Annotated in this window: 15 protein-coding genes; 7 read left to right on the plus strand and 8 right to left on the minus strand. The window is 57.3% G+C overall.

From position 1 onward, the window contains the following. Positions 1-28 precede the first annotated feature (28 nt). Entirely contained in the window at positions 29-769 is a 741-nt protein-coding gene (locus tag AC0V6L_RS09950) for a hypothetical protein (RefSeq protein ID WP_486154099.1), read from the minus strand. A 304-nt stretch (positions 770-1,073) separates the two neighbouring features. Here AC0V6L_RS09950 and AC0V6L_RS09955 point away from each other — a divergent pair, with 304 nt between their 5' ends. Both AC0V6L_RS09955 and AC0V6L_RS09960 read left to right on the plus strand, forming a co-directional pair. Then, positions 1,074-1,835 carry an OmpA family protein gene (locus tag AC0V6L_RS09955; protein WP_486154100.1) on the plus strand — a complete coding sequence of 254 codons (762 nt, stop codon included), beginning with the start codon at positions 1,074-1,076 and terminating at the stop codon, positions 1,833-1,835. 126 nt (positions 1,836-1,961) lie between these two features. Then, positions 1,962-2,519 (plus strand): hypothetical protein, encoded by a 558-nt coding sequence (locus tag AC0V6L_RS09960; protein WP_486154101.1) that lies wholly within the window; start codon positions 1,962-1,964, stop codon positions 2,517-2,519. Positions 2,520-2,613: 94 nt separating this feature from the next. Here the strand turns inward: AC0V6L_RS09960 and AC0V6L_RS09965 are convergent, their stop codons facing one another. From AC0V6L_RS09965 to AC0V6L_RS09975, 3 genes are all read right to left on the minus strand, one after another. Next, positions 2,614-2,913 carry a hypothetical protein gene (locus AC0V6L_RS09965; RefSeq protein ID WP_486150352.1) on the minus strand — a complete coding sequence of 100 codons (300 nt, stop codon included), beginning with the start codon at positions 2,911-2,913 and terminating at the stop codon, positions 2,614-2,616. 228 nt (positions 2,914-3,141) lie between these two features. Then, complete coding sequence (locus AC0V6L_RS09970; RefSeq protein WP_486154103.1) at positions 3,142-6,030, minus strand: M16 family metallopeptidase; 2,889 nt, start codon at positions 6,028-6,030, stop codon at positions 3,142-3,144. 144 nt (positions 6,031-6,174) lie between these two features. Then, positions 6,175-8,424 carry an acylase gene (locus tag AC0V6L_RS09975; RefSeq protein ID WP_486154104.1) on the minus strand — a complete coding sequence of 750 codons (2,250 nt, stop codon included), beginning with the start codon at positions 8,422-8,424 and terminating at the stop codon, positions 6,175-6,177. 222 nt (positions 8,425-8,646) lie between these two features. Between AC0V6L_RS09975 and clpB the strand changes: the two genes are divergently transcribed. The 4 genes from clpB to AC0V6L_RS09995 all read left to right on the plus strand — a co-directional run bounded on the left by clpB (position 8,647) and on the right by AC0V6L_RS09995 (position 17,147). Then, positions 8,647-11,223 (plus strand): ATP-dependent chaperone ClpB, encoded by a 2,577-nt coding sequence (clpB, locus tag AC0V6L_RS09980; RefSeq protein ID WP_486154105.1) that lies wholly within the window; start codon positions 8,647-8,649, stop codon positions 11,221-11,223. A gap of 377 nt (positions 11,224-11,600) precedes the next feature. Further along, positions 11,601-14,255 carry a TonB-dependent receptor gene (locus AC0V6L_RS09985; protein WP_486154106.1) on the plus strand — a complete coding sequence of 885 codons (2,655 nt, stop codon included), beginning with the start codon at positions 11,601-11,603 and terminating at the stop codon, positions 14,253-14,255. A gap of 112 nt (positions 14,256-14,367) precedes the next feature. Continuing rightward, positions 14,368-15,000, plus strand: a complete 633-nt coding sequence (locus AC0V6L_RS09990; RefSeq protein WP_486154107.1) for a hypothetical protein — start codon at positions 14,368-14,370, stop codon at positions 14,998-15,000. Between the two features lie 152 nt (positions 15,001-15,152). Next, the gene (locus AC0V6L_RS09995; protein ID WP_486154108.1) at positions 15,153-17,147 is read left to right on the plus strand and encodes an alpha/beta hydrolase family protein; all 1,995 of its coding nucleotides are present in this window, start codon (positions 15,153-15,155) and stop codon (positions 17,145-17,147) included. A 148-nt stretch (positions 17,148-17,295) separates the two neighbouring features. Here AC0V6L_RS09995 and AC0V6L_RS10000 read toward each other — a convergent pair whose 3' ends face one another. The 4 genes from AC0V6L_RS10000 to AC0V6L_RS10015 form a co-directional block, all read right to left on the minus strand. Continuing rightward, on the minus strand, positions 17,296-17,886 hold the full coding sequence (locus tag AC0V6L_RS10000; RefSeq protein ID WP_486154109.1) for a hypothetical protein: 591 nt from the start codon (positions 17,884-17,886) through the stop codon (positions 17,296-17,298). Positions 17,887-17,903: 17 nt separating this feature from the next. Next, on the minus strand, positions 17,904-18,263 hold the full coding sequence (locus AC0V6L_RS10005; RefSeq protein ID WP_486154110.1) for a hypothetical protein: 360 nt from the start codon (positions 18,261-18,263) through the stop codon (positions 17,904-17,906). A gap of 96 nt (positions 18,264-18,359) precedes the next feature. Further along, on the minus strand, positions 18,360-21,371 hold the full coding sequence (locus tag AC0V6L_RS10010; protein ID WP_486154111.1) for a TonB-dependent receptor domain-containing protein: 3,012 nt from the start codon (positions 21,369-21,371) through the stop codon (positions 18,360-18,362). A 425-nt stretch (positions 21,372-21,796) separates the two neighbouring features. Continuing rightward, positions 21,797-23,260, minus strand: a complete 1,464-nt coding sequence (locus tag AC0V6L_RS10015) for a 2OG-Fe(II) oxygenase family protein (RefSeq protein ID WP_486154112.1) — start codon at positions 23,258-23,260, stop codon at positions 21,797-21,799. A gap of 161 nt (positions 23,261-23,421) precedes the next feature. Between AC0V6L_RS10015 and AC0V6L_RS10020 the strand changes: the two genes are divergently transcribed. Further along, positions 23,422-24,594: an acetyl-CoA C-acetyltransferase gene (locus tag AC0V6L_RS10020; protein WP_486154113.1), complete on the plus strand. Its 1,173-nt coding sequence runs from the start codon at positions 23,422-23,424 to the stop codon at positions 24,592-24,594. The last annotated feature ends 19 nt before the right edge of the window (positions 24,595-24,613 follow it).

Raw genomic sequence — 24,613 nt, forward strand, 5'->3', positions numbered from 1 at the left:
CGCGAGGCGCGCGGCTATAGCTCGCCGCTTACTTGAAACGCTTGGCATATTCTTCGAAGTTCGCCAGCAAAGCCTGCCGCAGATCTGCATCCGCTTCGGGGCGGTCTTCCACGGTTTTGGGCGGGAATTTCGACAGGCCATTACCGCCGCGCCCTTTGATCAGCCGCGCCTTTTCAACGCCGCCGCGGAAATCCTTGAAGATAAAACGGTTGTTGAGCGACCGGCCATAGATCATCTTTTTCTGATAAAGGTTCTGCGTGACGATCAATTCGGCATAGCATTCATGCGTGCTGTCGCTGAGCCGGGTTTTGACTTTGGTCGTGATATCGCGGTCTGCAATGGGCACTTGATAGATCACTTCGGTGCCTTCGGGCATGCCAACTGCATCAGCGACATCAATGGATTGAAATGCCTCCACCTGAAAACGCGGACTGAGCGCTTCGCGCATATATTCCGCGTTTGAGACGTTCTTGTCCTTGTTGATTGCTTCATTGATCAGGCCGGGGCCGAACAGGCCGATATTTTGCGCTTGCCCTTCGATGGTGGGGTAGACGTGCAGTTCGCACGGGGCGGGTTTTTCCGCCGCTGCAATGGCATCCGAGGCCACCGCTTCCGCATCAGCCTTCATTTTGTCTGCGGCCGCATCTGCCACCGCTTCTGCAGCTTCTTCCGCGGCCTTTGCCGCGTTTACCGCGCTATCCTGTGCCATCGCAGGCATCGCCAGGCATGCATGCGCAGCCGCGCACAAAATCACGAATTTCGTTTTCATTTCCCGCCCCAAATTCAATTTCAAACAGATTCTACGATCGGCCGGATACCCTCCGGTCTGAATTGGCTAGCATAAGAGATTGATCGCTTTCAATGGGTTACTTGCACAATTTTGAGCGATCAAAGAATGGGCCCAAGCGAATATGGGGCCGCCTTGCAAAGCAGTAAAAGCAACGCGCGGGCAGGCCATCAAAGCTCCCCCGCGATTGCCGCGCGCGCTGCCAGCCTTTCGGTACTGCATAAGAATTTACTTGCCGTTTACCATATCCTTTGCGAGCCTGCATGCGGATCACGGGGGATATACCATGAATGGAACGGTGAAATTCGCGATTGGCGCGGCGCTGGCGACCTGTCTTGCATGGGGCACGCACGCCGCATCGGGCGCAAGCTATATTGACGGGATCGAAAGCGATACCAAAACAGCTCTGGCGGCAGGCGGCTTTGCCGGCGTTGAAATGGAAATGCAGCGCGACCCTTTAGCGCGCATCGCGGTGCTGCGCGGCGTGGATGACCCGGCTGAGCGGGCGAAAATCGAAAAAGCTCTCATGGCGAGCGATGCCAATCTGGCGGGAGTGCGCTGGGCTGATGGCGCCGCTTTGGCGGGCGGCGAGGCGGATGGCGCAGATAGCGATAAAAGCGCGAGCGAAACACCCTCTGCTGCAAGCGATGCTGATGCTGTAAGCGGTGCAAGCGCCGCGCAGGTTGCAGACTGCCAAGGCGATATTGATGCTTTCATGGACGGTAAAACGATCAATTTCCGTTCGGGCAGCGCCTATTTGCCGGACAGCTCGCTTGCGATCGTGGATGGTCTGGCTGAAAAGCTCGCCACATGCACGGGGATGAGCGTGGCCGTTGGCGGACATACCGATGCGACAGGTTCGGCGCAGATCAACCAAACCTTGAGCCAGGCGCGCGCCGATGCTGTCGCCGCCGCTCTGGCTGAACGCGGAGTGGGCGAGGCGCGCATTACGGCGAAAGGGTATGGATCAGACCAGCCTCTCGTCGAAGGTGACGGGGCAAACGAAGCCAATCGTAGAATTGAATTTACGCTCGCGTCAGACGAGTAAAAGGGGGAGCGAATAGTATGGGATTGTTTTTTGAAAGCTGGATCCTTGTGATCGCGATGTTCTTAGTCGGGGTTGGCCTTGCATGGCTGATCTGGGGCCGGAATTGAAAGCGGGAGGGTTTGGAAAATGATTGAACTGTTTATGGATAACCCGCTGCGTATGCTGGCCGCATTGGTCATCGGATTTGCAACAGGCTGGTGGATTTGGGCGCGGCTTTCGGCTGGCGCTGAGGCAGAAGCGGAGCCGGTGCGCACTGCGCCGCCGCCGCCACCGCCACCACCGCCGCCACCACCTGAGCCGGAACCGGTTGCGGCTCAGCCAGAGCCAAAGCCCGAACCCGCGCCTGAACCCAAGCCAGCGCCCGTCATGGCCGCAGCGCCCGTGCAGGCCGAAGAGGGCAAGCCCAAGATCGCGGCGGCTGTTGGCGCGGCTGATGATCTCACCCGGATCAAGGGGATCGGGCCGAAACTGAATGATCTGTGCCATTCGCTGGGGGTCAAACGGTTTGACCAGATCGCAGCGTGGAGCGCGGCGGATGTGGCCGAGGTTGATCAGTACCTCAAAATCAAAGGCCGGATTGACCGGGACAATTGGGTCGATCAAGCCGCTTTGCTTGCTGCCGGCAAGGATGAAGAACATGCTGCGAAATTCGCTATGAAAGCGCCGCCCAAGGGCCTTTCATAGCGCCGCAAAGCCTGCGCATCAGGCGCAATCAGCACAACAAAAAGGCCGCCCGGATTGCACCGGGCGGCCCTTTCTTATGCTTTCAATGCAGCGTTTAGACGCGTGTGCCGGTCACTGGCATTGCGCCAAATGCGCCTGCGTTCACATTGCCGGTGATGGTGTCACCATCGACAGTGGCTTCGCAATCGAGCGTCATCGGCATTGGCACAGTCATGTTCATTTTCCATTTGACAGTATCGCCAGCCACGGTGCCTTCTTCAATATCCATCGAGCCCATGCCGCCTTCCATCTTGCCGCCGACAGTGCCATCGCCATTGTCAACAATGGTGAGAGTGCCGGTTTGATCGCCCATCGGGCTTTTGACGGTGGTGTTGTAAGTTCCTGCAACAGACATGATTATCTCCTTGGGTAAGCGGCGGGCATTGGCCCGTTTCCGCAGTTTGTTTTGCCGAGCGATGCGGACGATATCGCCCGTGAAACTCAGCTTTGTTTCTGGCACGTGTGCGGCCCGCTATCAACCACAATCAGGGGCGGCATTGCGGCGTTCCGGCAAGGCCAATGCGTGCCCTGCCAAAGCCGTAACGTCACATATGAGCAGCTTTTTGCGGCCAGATGCGCTTCCTCACTCCGTTTCGGGCAATTCGCGCACCTCAATCGGCATGCCAAGCGTTTCAAGCTGCGGTTTGACTTGCTCTGCATCGCCCACAACGACCCAGATGAATTCATCTGTGTCGAGCACATCGCGCGCCGCTGTATCCAGGCTTTCGCGGGTTTGCGCCTGATATTTGGCAACCAGCGTCTCGTAATAATCATCCGGGCGGCCAAATTGAGCGTTGCTGCGCAGCGCGCCCAGAACCGCGCCTGATGTTTCGAAACGTCCCGGCAATTCGCCCACTTCAGCCGCGACATTGCGCGCAAGTTCTTCCTCGCTCACGCCGCTGGTGGTGAGGAATTCTTGTGTTTCGCGGATCATTTCGGCGATCGAAGCGCCGGTCTTATCGGCCTGCACTCCGCCGCGGATCGAATAGGTTACCGCGTTTTCACGTGCCTGCGGCCCGCCGCGCACGCCGTAACTCCATCCCTTGGTCTCCCGCAGGTTCATATTGAGCCGCGCGAGAAACGTGCCGCCAAGCGAATTGTTGGCATTGGTGAAATCAACGTATTCAGGATCCCCTGCATTCAGCTTGGTCAATTGCGCACCGACAATCCGGCTTTGCGGGCTATCAGGACGATTTACGAGGATGATCCGGCCCGTATCGCCAGCGGCTTTATCTTGCGCGGTAAAGCTTTTGGCTCCCTTGGGCGCATCAGGCGCGCTCCAATCGCCAAATGCTGCGTTGAGAGCATCGACAATTGCGGCAAGCGGCTGGTCGGAGATGACGAACACTTCGCCATTATCGGGTCTGATCCATGCCTGTTTGAACGCCAGCAAATCATCGCGCGTGATCGCGCCAACGGTTTCAAGACTGGCAACCGAACCATAGGCGGTGCCTTCGCCGAAAATCTCTGGCGCGATGGTGCGCTGCGCGATGCTGGCGGGATCGCGCAATTGCTGCTTGATCCCGGTCAGGGTCTGCGTGCGCACCCGCTCAAGTTCTTGAGGATCGAACGCAGGGTTGCGGACAATGTCCGACATCAGATCAAGCGATGGGGCAAGCTTTGCCGACAGCGCCGACAGCGTAAAGCTTGACCGGTCAGACGAACCGCCAATGGAAATGCTGACGCCGAGGCGCTCGCGCTCTTCGGCGATCTGCTGCGAGGTTAAAGTGGAAGTGCCCTCGTCAAACAGAGCCAAAGTCAGGTCTTCAAGCCCGGTCTTGCCAGCAGGGTCGGCGGCATTGCCCGCGTCAAATTCCATAGTGACATAGGTTGCAGGCACCGCATCGCGGCGCGCATAGGTAACCTTCATCCCATTGGCCAAAGTGGCGCGCTCTACATCGGGGAAATCGAGCGCGGGCACCGTGTCAATCGGCGGTGCGGGGCGCTCTAGCGAAACGGACAGCGTACTGTCTGCCGCCTCTGAGGCATCGGGCGCATCGGCCGCAGCTTCAACGCTGGCGGCTTCTTCATATTCGCCGCGCTCCCCTTTTTCGAGCACGAGAGTGAAAGCGGGCTGATCCATCCACTTGCCCAAAGCCGCGCGCACTTTGTCTGGTGTCATCGCGGCGATGGCGTTCAATTGCTTGGCGTAATAGGCCGGATCATCCGATAGCACTTCGCCGCGCGCCAAAGTCACCGCTTTGCCGCCGAAACCGCCGACTTGTTCAAGGCCGCGAATGGTGCTCGAAAGACGGCTGGTCGCGGCCCGCTGCAATTCATCGCGCGTCGGGCCTGTGGCAAGGTAATCGGCAATCAGTTCATCCAGTCGCGCTTCGAGAACAGCGACATCAACACCCGGTTTCACAACCGCGCCAACCGACAGCCAGCCAACGCGCTGAAAATCGGCATGGCCAGCAAAGACGCTGACGGCGAGTTCTTCTTCGCGTACCAGCACTTGATCAAGGCGGCTGGAAATCAGTCCGCCCAAAACGGTCGCGCCCATATCCAGCGCAAAGGCATCGGGATCATTGCTGCCGGGGGCAGGCCAATATTTGGTGAGCCGCGTGGCCGCCACCTGATCTTTCATGATTGTGCGCGATGGCTCTGCCAGAGGCGCAATCGCCGCCGCCGCTGGCGTGTTGACAGGGCCGCTTTTGATAGCTCCGAACCACTTTTCAACCAGCGGACGCGCTTCTTCGCCCGACACATCGCCTGCGAGCACCAGCGTTGCATTGTTGGGGCCGTATTTGTCGCGGAACCAATTGCGCACATCATCCATACTGGCCGCATCAAGATCAGCCATCGAGCCGATCACCGAATGGCCGTAAGGGTGGCCTTCGCCATACAGCTTGTCGATGATTTCATAGAAGACGAGGCCGCCGGGACGGTTATCGCCCTGGCGTTTTTCGTTCTGGACAACGCCGCGCTGATTATCGAGCTTTTCCTGCGTGACCGCGCCCAGCAGATACCCCATCCGGTCGCTTTCCAGCCAAAGCGCGCGCTCCAATGCGGGGCGGGGGACGGTTTGGAAATAATTGGTGCGGTCAAAATTGGTGGTGCCGTTGTAATCGGTCGCGCCCATTTCCTGAAGGTATTGGAAATAGTCATTGGGCGCGTTTTCAGAGCCATTGAACATCAGGTGTTCAAACAGATGGGCAAATCCGGTCTGCCCTTCGGGTTCGTCCTTGGAGCCGACATTGTACCACACGGCCACGCCAACGATGGGCGCTTTGCGGTCTTCGTGCACAATCACGGTGAGGCCATTTTCAAGCTCGAACCGGTCAAAGGGGATGGCGACTTGCTGAACCAGCTGCGCAAGATCGCCCGTTGCCGCATCATTGGCCGCCTCAGCTGGCGTTTCGCTGTGGTGGTCAGCCAAAGCGGGCGTAGCGGGCAATGCGATGGCGGCAGCGAGCGCGGTCAGGCTTGTGGCGGCTTTGCCAGCGGATTTAAAAGCTGATGGGAAAGTCATGAGTGGTCTAGGCTCCGTTCTGCGAGACGGGTGGAATGGTTGATGCCGTGCGAGCGCATCGCGCGCGCCGGGTCAAGGGGGCGGTGTGTGCCATCGACAAACGGCGCTGTCACGTCGATGAATGAAAAGAGGGCTGCGCACCGCTCAGCGCGCATTGGTGACGGTTTTGCGCGTCTTTGCCGCGGCCAGCACATCATCGCGCCAGAAATACACAGGCTTAAGCTTGTGATCGACAAACAGCTGCATCTGATCGGTGTAATGCGGGCTTTTGGGCCGGGTGGTGGCAGCGCCGAATGGCTGGATAGAGCGGGAGAAAACCCGCCCGCCCTCGCTGCCCGGTGCGGGCCATTCGACCCATTGGATAAAGCTGTCGCCGTGAACGAGGCTGGCGCGGCCATCGGGGTCAATCTCCCAGGTGGTGGCGGCGCGCAAAGTGTCTGATCCGCCGTCCAAGGGCAGGTCAACGTCCCCTTGGCGCAGGCGGACAAGATCCGACAATGGCGGGTCGAGCCTGCCGAAATGCTCCATCAAATGACCGGCTGCATCGCCCAGTTTTTCGCGGACATCAGGCCATTTGCGGTTCTGATATTCTGACGACATGAAATCGCGGATCATCAGATAGGCAAGCGCATCAGCGCGGCCTTTGCCATCAGCGGTAAAATCCCACTTCAGCAGCAGATCGCGGGCCTTTTGCACCTGTCCGCCGCTTGGCCCTGCATCTTTCATACGCGGCGGGAAGGTCAGCGCCTCCAACTCATCAAACAGCCGCGCAATATAGCCTTCGCGTTCATAGGCAGTGTCGTATTTGATCTGCTCGAGCGCCGCGCGGTCCAGCGGGCCTGTGACAGCGCTCATCAGCTTATAGGCGCGGCGTGACCGGTTGGTCTGTTTGCGCTCCACTCCCAAAACAGGTGAGAAATCCTCAGGCGACAAATCGCTGCCTTCGCCTGCTGCGGTGTAAGGTTCATTGTTGGCGTTGTAGATCCAGCCAGATGCCGGATTGATGAGCTTGGGTATCTCCTCATAGGACACCGCGCCTTGCCAGATCAGATCAGATCGGGTGCCATCCAAAATACCGCGCCAATTGACCTTTATATCTTCGGGCCGGTCAGGGATGCTGGCATTGTAGAGATAGGCGATATTGCCTTCCTTATCGGCATAGATGAAATTGGTCGAAGGGATCGCCATGCGCGCCATTTGCGCCTGCCATTCATCCAGCGTTTTCGCCTTGTTGATGCGGTAATAGGCATCAAGCTGATCGACATTGTCGATCCCGCCATATCGGACCGCGAAATAGCCATCATCGTTCTGGATCACGGGGCCATGGGCGCTGCGAAGCACGTCGCGCCGGATGGGAAGAGTGATGGGGCCAAACTTTACCGGAAGTGTTACCGTTTTGCGCTCCAGATCGCGCCATTCGCCGTCCAATTTGTACTGCGTGCCCGCTTCGCTGACTTCGAGTTTGTAGATATCAGTCATGTCGGGGCGGTTGACTGTGTTGGTCCAGCCCAGATGTTCATTGTGGCCGAGGAATGGGAAAGGCGATCCGGGGAAATTGGCGCCGGTGAAATGCCAGCCTTCTTCGCTTTCCACGCTGAATTCATACCACGCGACCCCGCCACGAAGCGGCTGGTGCGAATTGGAGATAAGCGTGGTTGGCCCGCCGGATCGTTCAGGTGTGACTGCCCAGGCATTGGAACCCAGCAGCGCGGCATCTTCGCCCATGGGCAGTGGGTGGAGCAGATTGGCCTGATCGGGCGATGGAGCTTCTCTTGGGGTATCATCGCGCGGGAAACCCGGAATGTCCGGGCCAAATTCGCGCTGGAGCGGTTCGCCTGCCACCAGCGGAGCGATCACATTGCCAAGGCCAAAGAAGAACGGTTGGCGAAGGACAAATCCGGCGGCAACATCTTCGCCATTTACGGGAAAGAGATTGCCGAGTTTCAGCTCTTGCGGGTTCTCCTCAGCATATTGGTTCAGCCCGCTCGCATAGGCTTCGAACAAAGCGCGCGTGTCACCGGGCAGGCCGTGATACTTGCGCTGCGCGGTGCCGCGCGCATCGAGCAGGTGGTAGACATAATCGAACTCTGCGCCATCCTGCCCGGCAATGGCTCCATAGCGCCCGCGTGACATCGCGATCACATCCTGAAGAGTGAAAAAATCATCCTCCGCATGGGCAATCGCTACGCCAAAGGCGACATCGGCATCGGTCTTGCCGTAAATATGCGGCACGCCGTATTCATCGCGGATGATCTCGGCTTGGTATTCGGTCCAGCTTTCGGGTGAATAGGAGGCTTCCTCGGCAAAGAACGGCTCCCACGTGGCCAGCGCGACGAACACGCCTATCGCAATTACCACCAGCGCTGCCGCGCCGCGTGCAAGCCATGTTCGCATCAATCTCTCCTGAACCTTTTATGCGCCGGGGTGTGCCGATGGATTGCCCCCTTGGCAAGCGGGCCTTCGTCACCCACCTAGTTGAGTAACACACCGGCATGCTTGCGGCTTGCTTGCGGCTTGGTTGATGAAACACACGCGAGAGAAGCATCAGGAAAGGCCTTGTGTTGCAAATGGGCAACACTATATAGGTCAGGAAAGTCACATGAGGGGTCTCTATCCATGAATCTCGAAAAGTTCACCGACCGCGCCAAAGGGTTCCTGCAATCGGCCCAAACGGTCGCCATTCGTATGAACCACCAGCGCATTACGCCTTTGCATTTGCTCAAAGCTTTGCTTGAGGATGAAGAGGGCATGGCCGCTGGCCTGATCCAGCGTGCCGGCGGTGAAACGGCGCTGGCCGTCAGTGCTGTCGATGATGGTCTTGCGAAAATCCCAGCGGTGACAGGCGGCGGCGCGCAGCAAACGCCGGGTCTTGATAATGATGCCGTGCGCGTGCTCGACAGCGCTGAACAGCTCGCCGATAAGGCAGGCGACAGCTATGTCGCGGTGGAGCGCATTTTGACAGCGCTGGCCATGGCTCCCGGCGCTGCTGGCGATGCGATGAAAGCGGCGAGCATTACGCCGCAAACTTTGAACGCGGCGATTGAAGCTCTGCGCGGCGGGCGCACCGCCGATAGCGCCAATGCGGAAAGTTCCTATGATGCGATGGAGAAGTTTGCCCGCGATCTGACGCAGGCGGCGCGTGATGGTAAGCTTGACCCGGTGATCGGGCGCGATGAAGAAATCCGCCGCGCGATCCAGATCCTTGCTCGGCGCACCAAAAACAATCCTGCCATGATCGGCGAACCCGGCACGGGTAAGACCGCCATTGCCGAAGGTCTCGCGCTGCGTATTGCGAATGGCGATGTGCCCGATAGCCTCAAAGGCCGCACGCTCATGTCGCTCGATATGGGTTCGCTGATTGCGGGAGCAAAATATCGCGGCGAATTTGAAGAGCGTTTGAAATCCGTCCTCGATGAAGTGAAGAATGCCGATGGGCAGATCATTCTCTTCATCGACGAGATGCACACGCTGATTGGGGCAGGGGCGTCTGAAGGCTCCATGGATGCCTCAAACCTGCTCAAACCTGCACTCAGCCGCGGAGAGCTGCATTGCATCGGGGCCACCACGCTCGATGAATATCAGAAATATGTCGAGAAAGACCCCGCGCTCCAGCGCCGGTTCCAGCCGGTCTATATCGAAGAGCCTTCGGTTGAGGATACGATCAGCATCCTGCGCGGGATCAAGGATAAATACGAGCTGCACCACGGCGTTCGGATCACCGACAGCTCTATTGTCGCGGCGGCAAAATTGTCCGACCGTTATATCCAGAACCGTTTCCTGCCCGATAAAGCCATCGACCTTATGGACGAGGCGGCCAGCCGTATCCGCATGGAAGTGGAGAGCAAGCCTGAAGAAATCGACGAGCTTGATCGCCGGATCATCCAGCTGAAGATTGAAGAGAGCGCGCTTGAAAAAGAGGATGACCGCGCCTCGCGTGACCGGCTCACCACATTGCGTGAGGAACTGGCGAACCTTGAGCAGGAATCCTCCGAACTCACCACGCGCTGGCAGAATGAACGCGACAAGATTGATGCCGAAGGCAAGATCAAAGAGCAGCTTGATGCCGCGCGGCTGGAATTGGAGCAGGCCGAACGGAACGGCGATCTCGCCAAAGCGGGCGAGCTTTCATACGGCACCATCCCCAGCCTCGAAAAGCAACTCGAAGAGGCAGAAAGCCTGAATGATGATGCGCTCTTGCGCGAGGAAGTGACCGAAGAAGATATCGCCAGCGTTGTCTCGCGCTGGACCGGCATTCCCGTCGATAAGATGATGGAAGGCGAGCGCGAGAAACTGCTCGATATGGAGAACATCCTCGGCAAACGCGTCATCGGCCAAGCGGCTGCGATTGAGGCGGTGTCCAAAGCCGTGCGCCGCGCGCGCGCTGGATTGCAGGATCCTGGGCGGCCCTTGGGCAGCTTCCTGTTCCTCGGCCCAACAGGCGTGGGTAAAACCGAACTGACCAAAGCGCTTGCCGGCTTCCTGTTCGATGATGACAGCGCGATGGTGCGCATTGATATGTCGGAATTTATGGAGAAGCATTCCGTCGCCCGGCTGATCGGCGCGCCTCCGGGATATGTCGGCTATGACGAAGGCGGCGTCCTTACCGAAAGCGTTCGCCGCCGTCCGTATCAGGTGGTGCTGTTTGACGAGGTGGAAAAAGCGCACGCCGATGTGTTCAACGTGCTCCTCCAAGTGCTTGATGATGGTCGTCTTACTGATGGGCAGGGCAGAGTGGTCGATTTTTCGAACACGCTGATCATCCTCACCTCGAACCTTGGGAGCCAGTTCCTCTCCAACCTTCCCGATGACGGCAAAGTCGCGGATGTCGAGGACAGCGTGATGGATGTGGTGCGCGGGCATTTCCGGCCCGAATTCCTCAATCGCCTCGACGAGATCATCCTGTTCCACCGCCTCGCAATGGAGCACATGGCCCCCATCGTCGCGATCCAGATCAAACGCGTGCAAAAACTGCTCGATGATCGCAAGATCACGCTTGAGCTGACAGATGCGGCGCTCAGATGGCTAGGCAGGGTGGGGTATGACCCTGTCTACGGCGCGCGTCCGTTAAAGCGCGCGGTGCAGCGATATTTGCAGGATCCGCTCGCTGAAATGCTGCTCGAAGGCAAAGTGGCAGATGGCACCACGCTGGCGATTGATGAAGGCGATGGCGAGCTGAAAATGACCGCGAAGTAAGCGGGACAAAACCGATTCTCTCGCATTTGCGGCACGCCAACAGCCAACATCGCAGACGTTGGCGCTCAGACCCAATATGACACAAAGAGTGGTTTGTTTCGCGCAGGCCGCTCTTTTTGTTACGTGCGGAAAGCCTGTCCGGTGAAAAATTTCCAAGCTGTTTGAGTGAATGTGGGATTAACGCAACAGAGGGGCAAAAATTACGGAAACGTTACGCGCCGCTTTGACATCAATTGTTCCCTATTGCACAAATCCGGCACCGCAGGGGCTTGGCTGCGTGGTGTCAGGGGCTGTTTTCGTTTTGCGTCGGGTAAACGCATAGAAAACAGAAGACAGCGCGCGTTGCTACAGTTCCGGTTGTCGCAACTGGAGTAATCATGAAAAAGTTTCACACCAATTCTATGAAGGCGCTCGCTTTCTCAGCATCGGCGATTGCATTTGTCATCGCCGGGCCCGCTTACGCGCAGGACGCCGATCCTGAGGCCCAAGAAGAAGAGGAAGAAGAGCAGGTCGACATCACGACTGGCGCCAGCGGAGAGCAGGGCCAGCAAGGCGGTATCACCGTGACAGGCTCGCGGATTGTGCGCGACACCTATTCGTCTATCTCGCCGCTGCAGGTGCTCAGCACTGAAAACCAGCAGGCGGTTGGTGCATTTGATCCTGCACAGATCCTTCAGCGTTCTGAAAGCGCGGCAGGTCAGCAAATTGACGCAACCTTCCAAGGCTTCGTGCTTGATAACGGTCCGGGTTCGCAAACACTGAACCTTCGTGGTCTGGGTGCAGATCGCACGCTGCTGCTGCTCAACGGTCGCCGTCTCGCGCCCGCTGGTGTGGAAGGCGCGCCGACAAACCCTTCCTTGAACCTCATCCCATCGACCCTGGTTGACCGTTATGACCTGCTGCTTGACGGCGCGTCTTCGGTTTATGGTTCCGACGCTGTTGCCGGTGTGGGTAACCTCATCCTGCGCAAAGACTTTGACGGTCTGGAATTGCAGGCCAACGGCAACGTCAATCCCGGCGGAGCAGGCGAAGATTATGTCGTCAGTGCAGCCTGGGGCTTCAACACTGACCGCGCTTTCTTCGGCATCGGCGCAGAATATGCATTTCGTGACGAGGTAACGATCGGCGATCGCGACTTCCTGTCGGGTTGTAACACGCATTACGAGATCGATCAGAACGGCAACATTCTCACAACCGGTTTGCGCGATAACGGTATTGTTCGTAACCGAACACCGGGCGTGACGGTTTCGGAAAGCGAATGTAAGATCCAGGGTATTTCAGGCCGCGTCTTCATTCCGTTTACCCGCCTTGGTTCGGTGTATTTCCCTGCCAATGGCAATATTGCGAACATTCCTGGGCTGAACTTCGGCGAGTCAACCAACTTTGCTGGTGTTGACCTCGACACTGATGGGGATGGCATTCGCGATGTCGATTTCCAGAATGTGAACACGAACGCGGCAAACCAAGACCGGACTTTCATCTCTCAACAAGAGCTTATCAACGTTTTTGCCTATGGTGAATACACCTTCCCCGGTGAAGCAAACATCACGCCTTATTTCGAAGCGAACTACAGCCGCGCCGAAATTGATCTGCCCAACACGGGTATTCCGCAAGCGTTTCCTTCGGTTCCTGATCTGAACCAATTTAACCCTTGTAATTTCCTGACTGGAACAGGCGTTGATTGCCGGGCTGCAGACAACGCTTTGCAGGCATCGACCACACCCGTGGCTGATCTGGCAGCGCCATTGTCTACTGGCTTTCCGCTTCCCGTTTCGCCGATTACCGCGATCGTGGGCGACCGGAATAACGTCGATATCACGCAAGAACAGTATCGCGGCGTGCTGGGTGTACGCGGTGATCTGCCGTTTATCGGTTCAAGCTGGACTTTCGATTTCTCAGGCGTTTATTCGCGATCGATCGGTAGCTCGGTCCGCACCGGTATCCGTGAAGATCGCCTCGCGCTATCATTGGGTCTTGACCCGACAGCCGATTATGACGGCGATGGCGTAATCGATAACAATGGCGACGGCGTTGCCGACGATTACGATCAGAACGTCGATGTCTTCGGATTCTTCGGAAACCCACTGTTCATTGGCGAGTGCAATGTTGCCGGTCTGGCAAACCCAGAACTTGCCGCTGAAGGACTGACCGAAGGGTGTGTGCCTGTGAACTTGTTTGCACCAAGTGCGTTGACGGGTGCGGTTGGTGACATCTCTCAGGCCGAGCGTGATTATCTCTTCGGTGTTCGTTCCTTCGATACAACCTACGAACAAACCATTCTATCAGGCTTCGTAACAGGTGACCTGTTCGAATTGCCTGCAGGCCCTGTTGGTGTTGTGCTCGGTGCAGAATGGCGCCGAGATGAAATCGATTCGCGTCCCAACGAGGTCGCGTCGAACGGTCTGTTTTTCGCATTCTTCGCCGATAGCGGCGCAACAGGCTCGCGCACGGTTCGCGAAGTGTTTGGTGAAGTTGATGTTCCACTTATTGCTGGAGAAAAGCTGGTTGAGGAGCTTTCGATCAACCTTTCTGGCCGTTTGACCGATGATGAGTTCTACGGAACCAATGGCACCTTCTCTCTCAAAGGGGGCTGGCGTCCGGTTGCTCCGTTGTTGCTGAAATTCAGCTACGGCACATCTTTCCGCGCACCAAACCTGCGCGAATTGTTCCTTGACAGTCAGACAGGCTTCCTGACGCTGTTCGATCCCTGTGCGGTTCCTGATGATGCGTTTGTCAATGGCGCTTACAACGCGGCAACTGACGATCGGGATCAGTTTATTCTCGATAACTGCGCACGCGAAGGACGTGATCCGACACGCGTTGGTATTGACGACGAAAACCTGGGCACGCTGCAAGTTGGCAGTGTGGAAATTCAATCGGGCGGCGTTGTCGCCAATGGCATTGATCTTGATCCGGAAAGCTCAACATCACTGACTGCAGGCTTTGCATTCGAAGAGAGCTTTGCCAGTGGTTTCGAGGTTGGTCTTAACTTCAACTATTACGATATTCAGTTGGAGGATCTCGATCATTGAGCCAAACGCTCAGTTCATCATCAACGATTGCTATACTCGTGAAGATAACGTCCGCAGCCAGTTCTGTGATCGCATTGGACTGCAGGCTACAAACCGTCAGCTGGTTTCAGATGTGTTTCAGGGCTTCCTGAACCTCGACTCAGAAGCGGTCCGCGGGATTGATATCAACGCTACCTTTGGCAAGGATGTCACCATTGGTGGCGAGCAGTTTGACTTGACATTGAACCTGCGTGCCAACCACCTGATTGAACGGTCCAGCACATTCACGAACGACGATGGATCGGTTCAATTTGATGATGATGCAGGCGAGTTTGGCTTCCCAAGCTGGACTGGCCGGGCAACATTCCAGGTTGATTACGACGATTTCCGCTTCACCTGGCAAACGCGCTATATTGGCGATGTTGAGCAGCAGGCTGACGGCATCGATCCATTGGATGATGCGTTCGGTAACGAAGGCACTGGCTTCTTCGGCGACACCTGTCTTGGTGCAGGCACCGCCAATGTTGCAGGTGACGGTATCATCTGCCGCGATGTTGGTTTTGCTGAAGAATGGTTCGAGCACACCGCATCGATCCGTTGGGACAATGGCACGATCCGGGTTATCGCAGGTGTGACAAACATCTTCGACACCGATCCGCCGCTGATCGACACGAACGAAGTGTTCGGTATCTCGAACACTCCGATTGGAAACGGCTACAACCTCGACGGACGCGAGTTCTTCGGGCAGCTTCTGTACCGTTTCTAAGCGAGATGCGCGTAAATTAGCGAAAAATTCGGCCTCTCGGCACTTGCCGGGGGGCCGTTTTTTTGATCTACTGAAAGCGTTCGAGCTGTAAGGACGGGAGGCCGCGCAGCTCAATGGAACGTCCAATTCTATGAAAACTGGAAGAATGACCCATGAAGCTTTTTAAAGCCCAATTGATGGCCGCAATGGCCGGTGTATCGGTGCTCGGTCTCGGCGTCGCAGCGGCACCCACGCAAACGCAAGCCCAAGCCTCGGTTCCCGTGGATGTCTGGGCGCTGCGTAGCGTCGTCAACGCCGTACAGGTTTCTCCCGATGGCAAGCACGTGCTGGTTCACAAGGTGGAAAGCCGGGAAGGCGAATATCTGCTTGAGATTTACAAGACCGATGATCTGTCGAAGCCGGTGCGCCGCCTTAATGCTGATCCGATGGAGATCATCAACGCTTCGTGGGCCGCAGATAACTATATTTTCGGCACGGCCTGGCAGGTCAACCGCAAGACTGTGAAGCGGCCTGAGCAGGATATTCGCGATTACCTCGCTTTCTCTTACAATCTTGAAAAGAATAAGTTTTCAAAGATTGATGGCAATTTTGAATTGGTAAGCCTCCTTCCCAAAGAGCCAAACAAGGTGCTGATCGGTCAAGGCAACGCTATCCCCGATCCGACGGGTGTAGATCCTTTCGCCGCATTCCGTCCGCGCGCCTATTACAAGTTCGATCTAAAATCAGGCGCGCGTTCGCTCGTTTTGAAAGGCAACAGCAAGTTTCCTCAGGTTTTGCTGTGGGATAGCGATGGCAATCCGCGCTACACTCGCACGCTGGAAAACGATAATATCTTGCGCGAGTATTACCGCAAGCCGGGCGATGGTTCATGGACGAAGTTCCAGGAAATGGATTTCGACGATCAGGACAACCTTTACCGTGTGCTCAGCGGTATACACGGGATCGCTGGGTTTAAGGATGGTGATCCCAACACCGGCTATATGATCGACAACCGTGGCGGCGACGACAAGGCGGCGCTTTACACCTTCGATTTCAACACCGGGCAGATCGGCGAAAAGCTATTCCAATCCGAAGATTCCGACGTGATGGGCATTCAGACTCACTCCATTCCTGGCAATGATAAGCTGGTGGCCGCGCGCTATCCCGGGGCCAAAATGGAGCGTCACTGGTTCGACGAGGATGAAAAAGCGCTTTACGAAGCGCTCGAACAGCAAATTCCGTATGCGCACAGCATCGGCATTTCCAGCCGGTCAACCGACGGCAAGACGATGATCGTCACCAATCGCGGACCGCGTGATCCCGGTTCATACTGGATGGTGAAAGATGGCAAGCTGGCAAAGCTTGGCAGCCGCAACCCGCTGGTGAACCCGCAGCAGCTCGCCGATGTGAAATACATCCGGTATAAAGCGCGCGATGGTCTGGAAATCCCGGCCTATGTGACGATGCCCAAAGGCGAGGGACCGTTCCCGCTGGTGGTTCAGCACAATGGCGGGCCGCACGTTAACGGCATGGTCTCCTATGACGAGATGGGCCAGATGCTCGCTAATGCAGGCTATATGGTGCTGCACCCGGAAAACCGGATTTCAACCGGATGGGGTCAGAAGCATTTTGACGCAGGCTACGGCGAACATGGCGGCAAAATGCAGGACGACAAGGATGATGGGGTGAAATACCTTATCGAACAAGGCCTTGCTGATCCTGATCGCGTGGCGTTCTTTGGCTGGTCCTATGGCGGGCAAGCGGCACTGTATTCGGTCGCTCGTGAAGAGCAATTGTATCAGTGCGCGATTGCGGTGAACGCGGTGGCGGATGCTGCAAAGCAATATATGGGCCGCCGCGATGGCGATTTGAAAGCTCTGGATGAATGGTCAAAACGCCGCGGCATGATTGGGGTCAACCCCATTGATGAGGTGGACAAGGTCAACATCCCGCTATTGATGGTACACAGCGATAATGATCGCCGGGTGATGTATTATCACTTCAAAGACTACAAAAAGAAGTTTGAGGCGGCAGGCAAAGAGGGGCAGTTTGTGACCATCAAGGGCGCGGACCACTTCTCCAATACGCTGATGTTCAGCCACCAGCAGCAGCTTTACACCAAGATGCTCGATTATCTCGCAAATGATTGCGGGCCGGGCGGGTTGTAAGCCTGCCGGATCGCATTAGCGGCAATCAAAAAGCCCGGCCTGTGCAATCGCGCAAGCCGGGCTTTTTTGTACCGGTATTGTCTGGCGGCAGCGGATTGGAGGATACAGACCGGTAACCGTCAGGCCCGGCCTGCGCGCCTCGCTAAGCCTATCCTATGCGGTTCCCGCGCACGCCCTTGCGCCCATTGATGCGGATCCAATAGGTGCCCATGCTGGCAGGCTTAAATTCAACGGACTGGCCCACCTCGGGTGCGCGGGCGCGGATTGAATTGTTCTTGAACCGCCATTTGGCGTCGCCTTCTGCAATCCAGAAATGCCATTCATTGCGGCCAACCTTGCGCACCCTGGTGATGGTGGAGGTAAGCAGCTTAACCTCTTCTTCCTTCCCTCCGCCAAACAGGCTGACTTTGGGAAGCGAGAAGCCAAACAGGCGCCTGCGCGCTTTCTTGATGTCTTCGGTTTGGACGACTTTGACTTCGCCTTCATTGGTCGCACCGACCAATGCGCCCACTTCGCGGTCAAAGCAGGCGAGCCGCTGCGTATCATCAGCGATGGATGTGCAGTCTTCAAGCTTGCTCACCAGCGGGCTGGTTGAGACCTGCGACGCTTGCTCTTTGGCGCTTTCGACGTCTTGCGCGAACAAGGAGGCGGGTGCGGCGAGAGAGGTGCTAGCCAGAACCGCGCCAAAAGCCAAACAGCATGATCCAGCGCGGCGCTGGGATGCAGAGTTACGCAACATTGTGCTCTTTCGTGAAATCAGGAGCCGTTGCCGTTAAAGCCGGCCTGGTTTTCCTCGACGAAGCTGCGCGAATTGCGATTGCCAGCGCGCGAGGCTTCTTTCCATTCGCGATTGGTCATGCAGGTCTTCGTCATCTTGGTGCGCGAACCGATAACGGGCTCTTTGCGGCAGCGGATGTAATCGGGATGCGAGCGATCTGTGATCTTCTCGCGTTCGCCTTCGACCACGATCTTGGTTCCTTCGGTGCTTTCGGCCGTTTCGGTCTTGGCCGCAGCATTGGTATCCTGCGCGTGGGCAGGGATGGCAGCGGGAAGGGCAAGTACGCAGCCGCCTGCAAGAATGGCGAGCGTGCGGGTAAAATTGAGGGGCTTTGTCATAGAATATCTCCTTAACGTGAAAGTATCACAGCACGGCGCACAAAAAAAGGGCGGGTTCTAAGACCCGCCCTTTCCCTGTTTTGCTGTCTGATTGGATCAGAAGCTGAAACGAACGCCTGCATTGTAGCGGCGACCCAGTGCATCGTATGATGACGGGAAGATGTTACCGCTGTTAAAGGCAGTCGAACCGATGTTGAAACCAACGATTTCGGGATCATTGTCCAGAAGGTTGGTGACAGTGAACGTGAACAACACGTTCTCAAGGATATCCCACTGCAAGGACAGGTCGAAGTAGTTTTCAGCAGGGATTTCCTGGAAGTTCACTTCTTCACCGCCCAATGCCGGTGCCGGACCGATCAGAGCCGGGCCGTTATTGTTGGCGATATCATCCGGTTCCTGGCTGACAGCGCTCAGACGACGCCAGCGAAGCGACAGCGAAAGTTCGTCATCGAAGGACACCGTGGTGCGCTGCGAGAAGACAAACTCAGGCTGGATCGAGCCGCACGCGTTGCTGAAGAAGCCGATGCAGTCACGAGCGAACGCACCCGGGAACGCGGTGAACACGTTCTCATTGGTCCATGTGCCGTCGAATGACAGGCTCAGACCGATGCGATCGGTGATGTCCGTGCCATAACGCATGCTGACATCGATACCGTCGGTTTCGATGAGACCCAGGTTCGACTGCTGCAGGATGAAGCCTGGCGTGTCGTCGGCACCGCCGCTGACGGAACCCGTGGTCGGGCTACGTTGGATCAGCTGACAGAACACGTTGGTCGCGAAATCAACGTTGCCAGACTGGAAGCAGCCTGCGTTGATGTCGTTGATGGCCGGTGCGGACACAGCGTCTTCGACGCGGATGTTCCAGTAATCGACCGAAAGCGACAGACCCGGTGCGAAATCGGGCTGTGCAAGGAAACCAACTGTCCATGTATCGGCAGTTTCAACACCCAGATTGGGGTTACCACCAGTGGTGTTGTTGGCCTGACCTGCGATCGGCGGCTGAATGTTGCCGATGGTCGATGCCGGTGCACCCTGTGCGATACAAACCGCAGTAAGCGCTGCGTTACCAACCGGAAGTGCCAGCTGGCACGGGTCAGTTTGCAGGTTACCAAGGCCGGTTGTCACAGGCGTGAACAATTCACCGATGTTCGGCGCACGCGACGAACGCTGGTAGTTGCCACGGATGGTGAGGCCAGCGACTGGCTCCCAGCTACCGCCGGCTTTCCAAGTGAATTCTGTGCCAGCAGTTGAGTAGTCGGAATACCGAGCACCCAGTTCCAGCGACAGGCTTTCAGCGAAAGTCACACCTTCGAGCAGTGGGATGAACAGTTCGCCGAACACGTCGAGAACGTCATAGCCGCCATTGATGTCAGGTGCGGCGCCGCCGCCACCAACAACCGCGCCCGGGGTCTGCGAAGCTTCGTCAGACTGACGGGTTGCGGTGTATTCTCGATATTCACCACCAACAGCGAAGTTGACAGGCGAGCTGAAGATGCCCGTGTCGATGTCGCCAGTGATGTTACCGTTGACCGTACCGATGGTTGTGCCGGTGATGACCTGCTGGGTCAGCGAGAACACATAATCGATGGAGTCCGGCGTGATTGTGCCAAGCTCACCGAAGATGTTGATCGGAACACAAAGACCATCATTGGTTGTGCTGGCAGTGGTTGATTGCGAACACACAGCGCCGTTGGGTGCGGTTGCATCCGGAATAGCGATCAGGGCGTTTTGCAGACGCTGGAAGCGAGCAAAGCCGCTTTGACGCTGAATACGCTCAGATTCGCCATATGTTGCACTGACGTCCCACGAAATGTTGTCCGTGATGCCGCCGCGTGCGCCGACAACCATGTTGAACAAAGTCGAGGTGAACTCAGAGTTACGAGTGCCAGCTTCTACTGAACGACGCGGGAACAGACCGTTGACTTCGCGGTAGTCAGCGTTGGGCGTGCCATCAGCCAAAGTTTCACCAAACGGCGTGTTAACAGCAGCGGTACATTCCGCCGCGGTCAACGCCAGCGGGCCGCACAATGCGTTGGCTGCGCCAGTGGTGAGGAACGGGTTGTTCAGGTTCAACTGGTAAGAGTTAAAGAACGAACCGCCCGGTGCGATGATGGTTTCAACGCTTTGCTTCGAGAACACAGCTTGGCTGTAGATTTCGAGGCCTTCGGACACTTCGTAATTGGCAGAACCAAAAATGTTGAAGCGTTCAAACGGCGTTTGGAAGATGTTGAACGGGTTGAAGTTGAACGGACCAGCGCCGCCGTTGAAACCCGGTGCAAAGCTGTCATTGGCCGGATCGCTCTGACCAAGGAAGGTTGTGCCGGTGCCGCCGGGGCCTTGAGCCGGAACAAAGAAGTTGTTCGGAATGGCGTTGCCCGAACCAGTGACGGTGCCGGCGAAGGAGTCGATGGCCGTTGCGGAGAATGCACGGTCGCCCTGGAACACTTCTTGTTGTTCCTGATAACCGACCGAGAGGACTGCGTTACCACGACCATCGTCGAAGTTTGCACCCATGGTCAATTCAGCACGGAAGGTCTCGCCATCGCCTTGTTCGGTGATACCGGTTGAGAAGTTGGCTTCCAGACCTGCGAAATCACGCTTGGTGATGAAGTTGACAACGCCCGAAACAGCGTCGGCACCATAGGTCGTGGTAGCACCACCTGTCAGGATGTCGGTGCGTTCGATCACCGCGAGCGGGATCGAGTTCAAGTCAACACGGCCCGTTGTATCAGCAGGCACGAAACGACGACCGTCAAGCAGAACGAGGTTCCGCTGCGAGCCGACGCCGCGAAGGTTGACGAACGACGAACCGCCATTGCCGTTGTTCACGGCAGAACCGATGCTGGGAACAGCAGAGGGGAGTTCGCGCAGGAATTGTTCAGCGGTGTTGGTCTGGCGCAGAGTGATCTCTTCTTCGCCGATCGCCGTCACGGGGCTGGACAGAACGAGGTTGGGATCGGTCACGCGTGAACCGGTCACGATGATCGCTTCGCCTTGTACGGTATCTTCATCCGTATCGGCATCCTGAGCGAAACCCGGCGTTGCAGCGAGCGCGAGGCCCACGGCAAGCGAGCCAGCGCTCAGTCGCAATTGTGTGGTCTTTTTCATTGGTTATGTACCCTTAGTTATGGTGATCAGCCAGCCGCCTTTTGCAAACGACATGCCTGACTCATATTTGGCAACAGTCCAGGCCAGTCTGTAAAAACCAGCTTTGAATCACTGCCTGCTCCGGGACAATTTTTGATCAATCCTCCACGCGAGGCGCGCGAAGATACTGACCAAACCCTTGTCTCTGAGGCTCAAATGGAGAGTTTCGGGGGCAAGGAAAGCGATCTGGTGCAATTCTGCAAAAATCGAAATGCCGTGTAGCTTGATTGCAACACTGTAAAATCAGCGAATTTCAAAACTTCGCATTTCCTAGGGGGAACAGGCTGGGAGGTGATGCAAAGTTACCGATTTGTAAAATTGGGGCAATTTTTTGAATTTGGTTAATTGGCGCCATTTTGGGCCATTGCTTGAAGGGTTTGGCGATTCTATTCGGCCGATGTTACGTCAAAGGCGATGGTCATTCGCTCTGCCGGGCTGCGCGAGGTAAAGGGGCAGGTGCCGTGATAAAGGGTCGAGGGGAACAGCGCGAGGTGGCCTTTTTGCGGCTTGATCGCAGAAACAGGTGCCAGATCGCAGCCCAGATCAGATGGCGGGCGGCCCAGTTCGAGCCAGCCCTGATGTCTGGTATCATCTGAAACAGCTTGCGGGACGCTCACGTAGAGCGCGCTCGAAATGATCCCCGCCGGATGAATATGTGCGGCGTGATGATCGCCTGCCGGATTGCTCGCGCCGCCCGATATCAGACGCACCGACCATGATCCCGCCAGCGCCCATTCCCGTCCATGATGGCGCAGCAGCGGGTGATGCGCGTCGGGGGCGGGCAGATCGCGGCGATATTCGGTAAGCGTTGCATCAATCGCGCGGTGCAGTTCTGCCAGCACCTTTTCGTGCCGGTGAAACAGGATGCCGCGCGTTTGTGTGCCCCCGCGCAGCGATTGGCCAAGCGGCATAGCGCTGGTCTGGTGAAGCGCGCGCAAGGTTTCAGCCGCGTCATCGATCAGGCCTGCGCGCGCAGACAAGGGGCGCATTTGCACAAGTCCCGGTTGTTCGTGAAGCCATGCCGCACGTTCATCTCCGGTCATCCGCCAGATGATGCCGCGCAAAGCCCAAGCCGCTATGCTCCACGGAATTTTCGCGATGATTTCTTCGAGCAGCGCCTGCGCCCGAGACCAATCGGCTGCGCGGATGCGATGGCGCGCTTCGTGGAGGAGGCGGGAGGGGGAGTGTTCTTTCAGGCCTGCAAAGATCGCCTCCGCCCTGTCCCATTGCCCCGCAGCGCTGGCATTGGCGGCTTCGAGTAAAGCGAAATGGGGTTCGCCCGGAAACCGGGCGCGCGCCTCTTTTGCGATATCGGCCGCTTTGGCGGCGTGATCGAGCCCGGCGAGCGCATCCACATGCGCGGCCGCAATATTGGGATCGCGCGGCTGGGCAAGCGCGGCATCTGAAAAGGGGCTGGCATAATCCGCACGCCCCTGTGCCAGCAGCAATCCGGAGAGAAATTCCAATGCCTCGATAAAGCCGGGCGCTTGTCCTGCCAACTGGCGGGCAATCGTAATTGCGCCGGCCCTGTCGCCTGCCACATCGAGCGCCTGCGCTTTGCCAAGCCACAGATCGCCATCACCGGGACGCTGTTTAAGCGCTGCATCGAACCGCGCGGCTGCATCCGCTTCGCCGCGCGCCAGCGCCAGCCGCGCGCGTTCATGCAAGGCAGCGGCATGAGCGGGCGATGTATCAAGCACATTGTCCAATTGCCGCTGTGCTGCGGTCACATCGCCTGCCAATCTCAGCGCCTTTGCTGCGCGAACGGCCTCGTCACTTTCGGGCATCAGGCCCGGCGGCGCATTGGGCAGCGCATTTGGCGGCGATTTTGGCGGTGGGGCTCCAGACATATCCGTTTTTCCCTTCGCGCCGCATACAAAAGCCCGCATGCCGTAGCGTGAGAATACCACCGGGACCAGAACCTCATTTTTGAGCGGTTGATTCCCACCTCTCCCTCCCATAGGCAATGGCCAAACAAAACGTTTACGTAAACGGGAAGGGACATTTCATCATGACAACAGCCTATATCGTTGAGGCGGTCCGCACCGCTGGCGGAAAGCGCGGAGGGCGTCTGGCCGGCGTGCATCCGGTGGACCTTCTGGCGCGCTCGCTCGACGCGGTAGTCGAACGCAGCGGCGTTGACCCGGAAGCAGTCGACGATGTGGTTACGGGCTGCGTCAGCCAGGCGGGCGAGCAGGCAGGTCAGGTCGGGCGCATGGGCGTGCTGGCTTCCAAACTGCTCCCCCAATCCACGCCTGCCGTTTCGATTGACCGGCAATGCGGGTCTTCGCAGCAAGCCATCCAGTTCGCCGCGCAAGCCGTGATGAGCGGCACACAGGACGTGGTGATTGCCAGCGGCGTGGAAAGCATGACGCGGGTGCCGATGGGCTCAAACATGACGTTGCACATGAAGGAAGGGCTGGGCAATTACATGTCCCCCGGCGTCGTCGAGAAATACCCGAACGTCCAGTTCAGCCAGTTCATGGGCGCAGAAATGATCGCGCAAAAACACGGCTTTTCCAAAGATGAGCTTGATGCCTTTGCCTATGAAAGCCACCGCCGCGCCATCGCTGCAACCGAAGCGGGCGCGTTTGAAAATGAGATTGTGCCTATTGCCATCGAAACCCCCGAAGGCGATGACACACACACAGTCGATGAAGGCATCCGCTTTGATGCCAGCCCCGAAGGAATTGCGGGCGTAAAGCTGCTTTCACCCGAAGGCCGCATCACCGCTGCATCTGCTAGCCAGATCTGCGATGGATCATCAGCGGTGCTGGTGGTGTCAGAAGAGGCTCTCAAACGCCACAATCTCACCCCCATGGCGCGCATTCACAATCTGACGGTGACCGCAGGCGATCCGGTTATCATGCTGGAAGAGCCCTTGTTCGCAACCGACAAGGCGCTGGAGCGGGCAGGTCTGAAAATCGGCGATATCGACCTTTATGAAGTGAACGAAGCGTTTGCGCCTGTGCCGATGGCATGGCTCAAACATACAGGCGCTGATCCGGACAAGCTCAATGTGCACGGCGGCGCGATTGCGCTGGGCCATCCGCTGGGCGCATCGGGCACGAAATTGATGGCGACGCTTGTGCATGGCCTGAAACGCCACGGCAAGAAATACGGCCTGCAAACCATGTGCGAAGGCGGCGGCGTTGCCAATGTCACGATTGTAGAGAGCGTTTAAGAGTTAATCGAAACTGTTC

It is taken from the genome of Erythrobacter sp. JB1-15 (genome assembly GCF_057365035.1).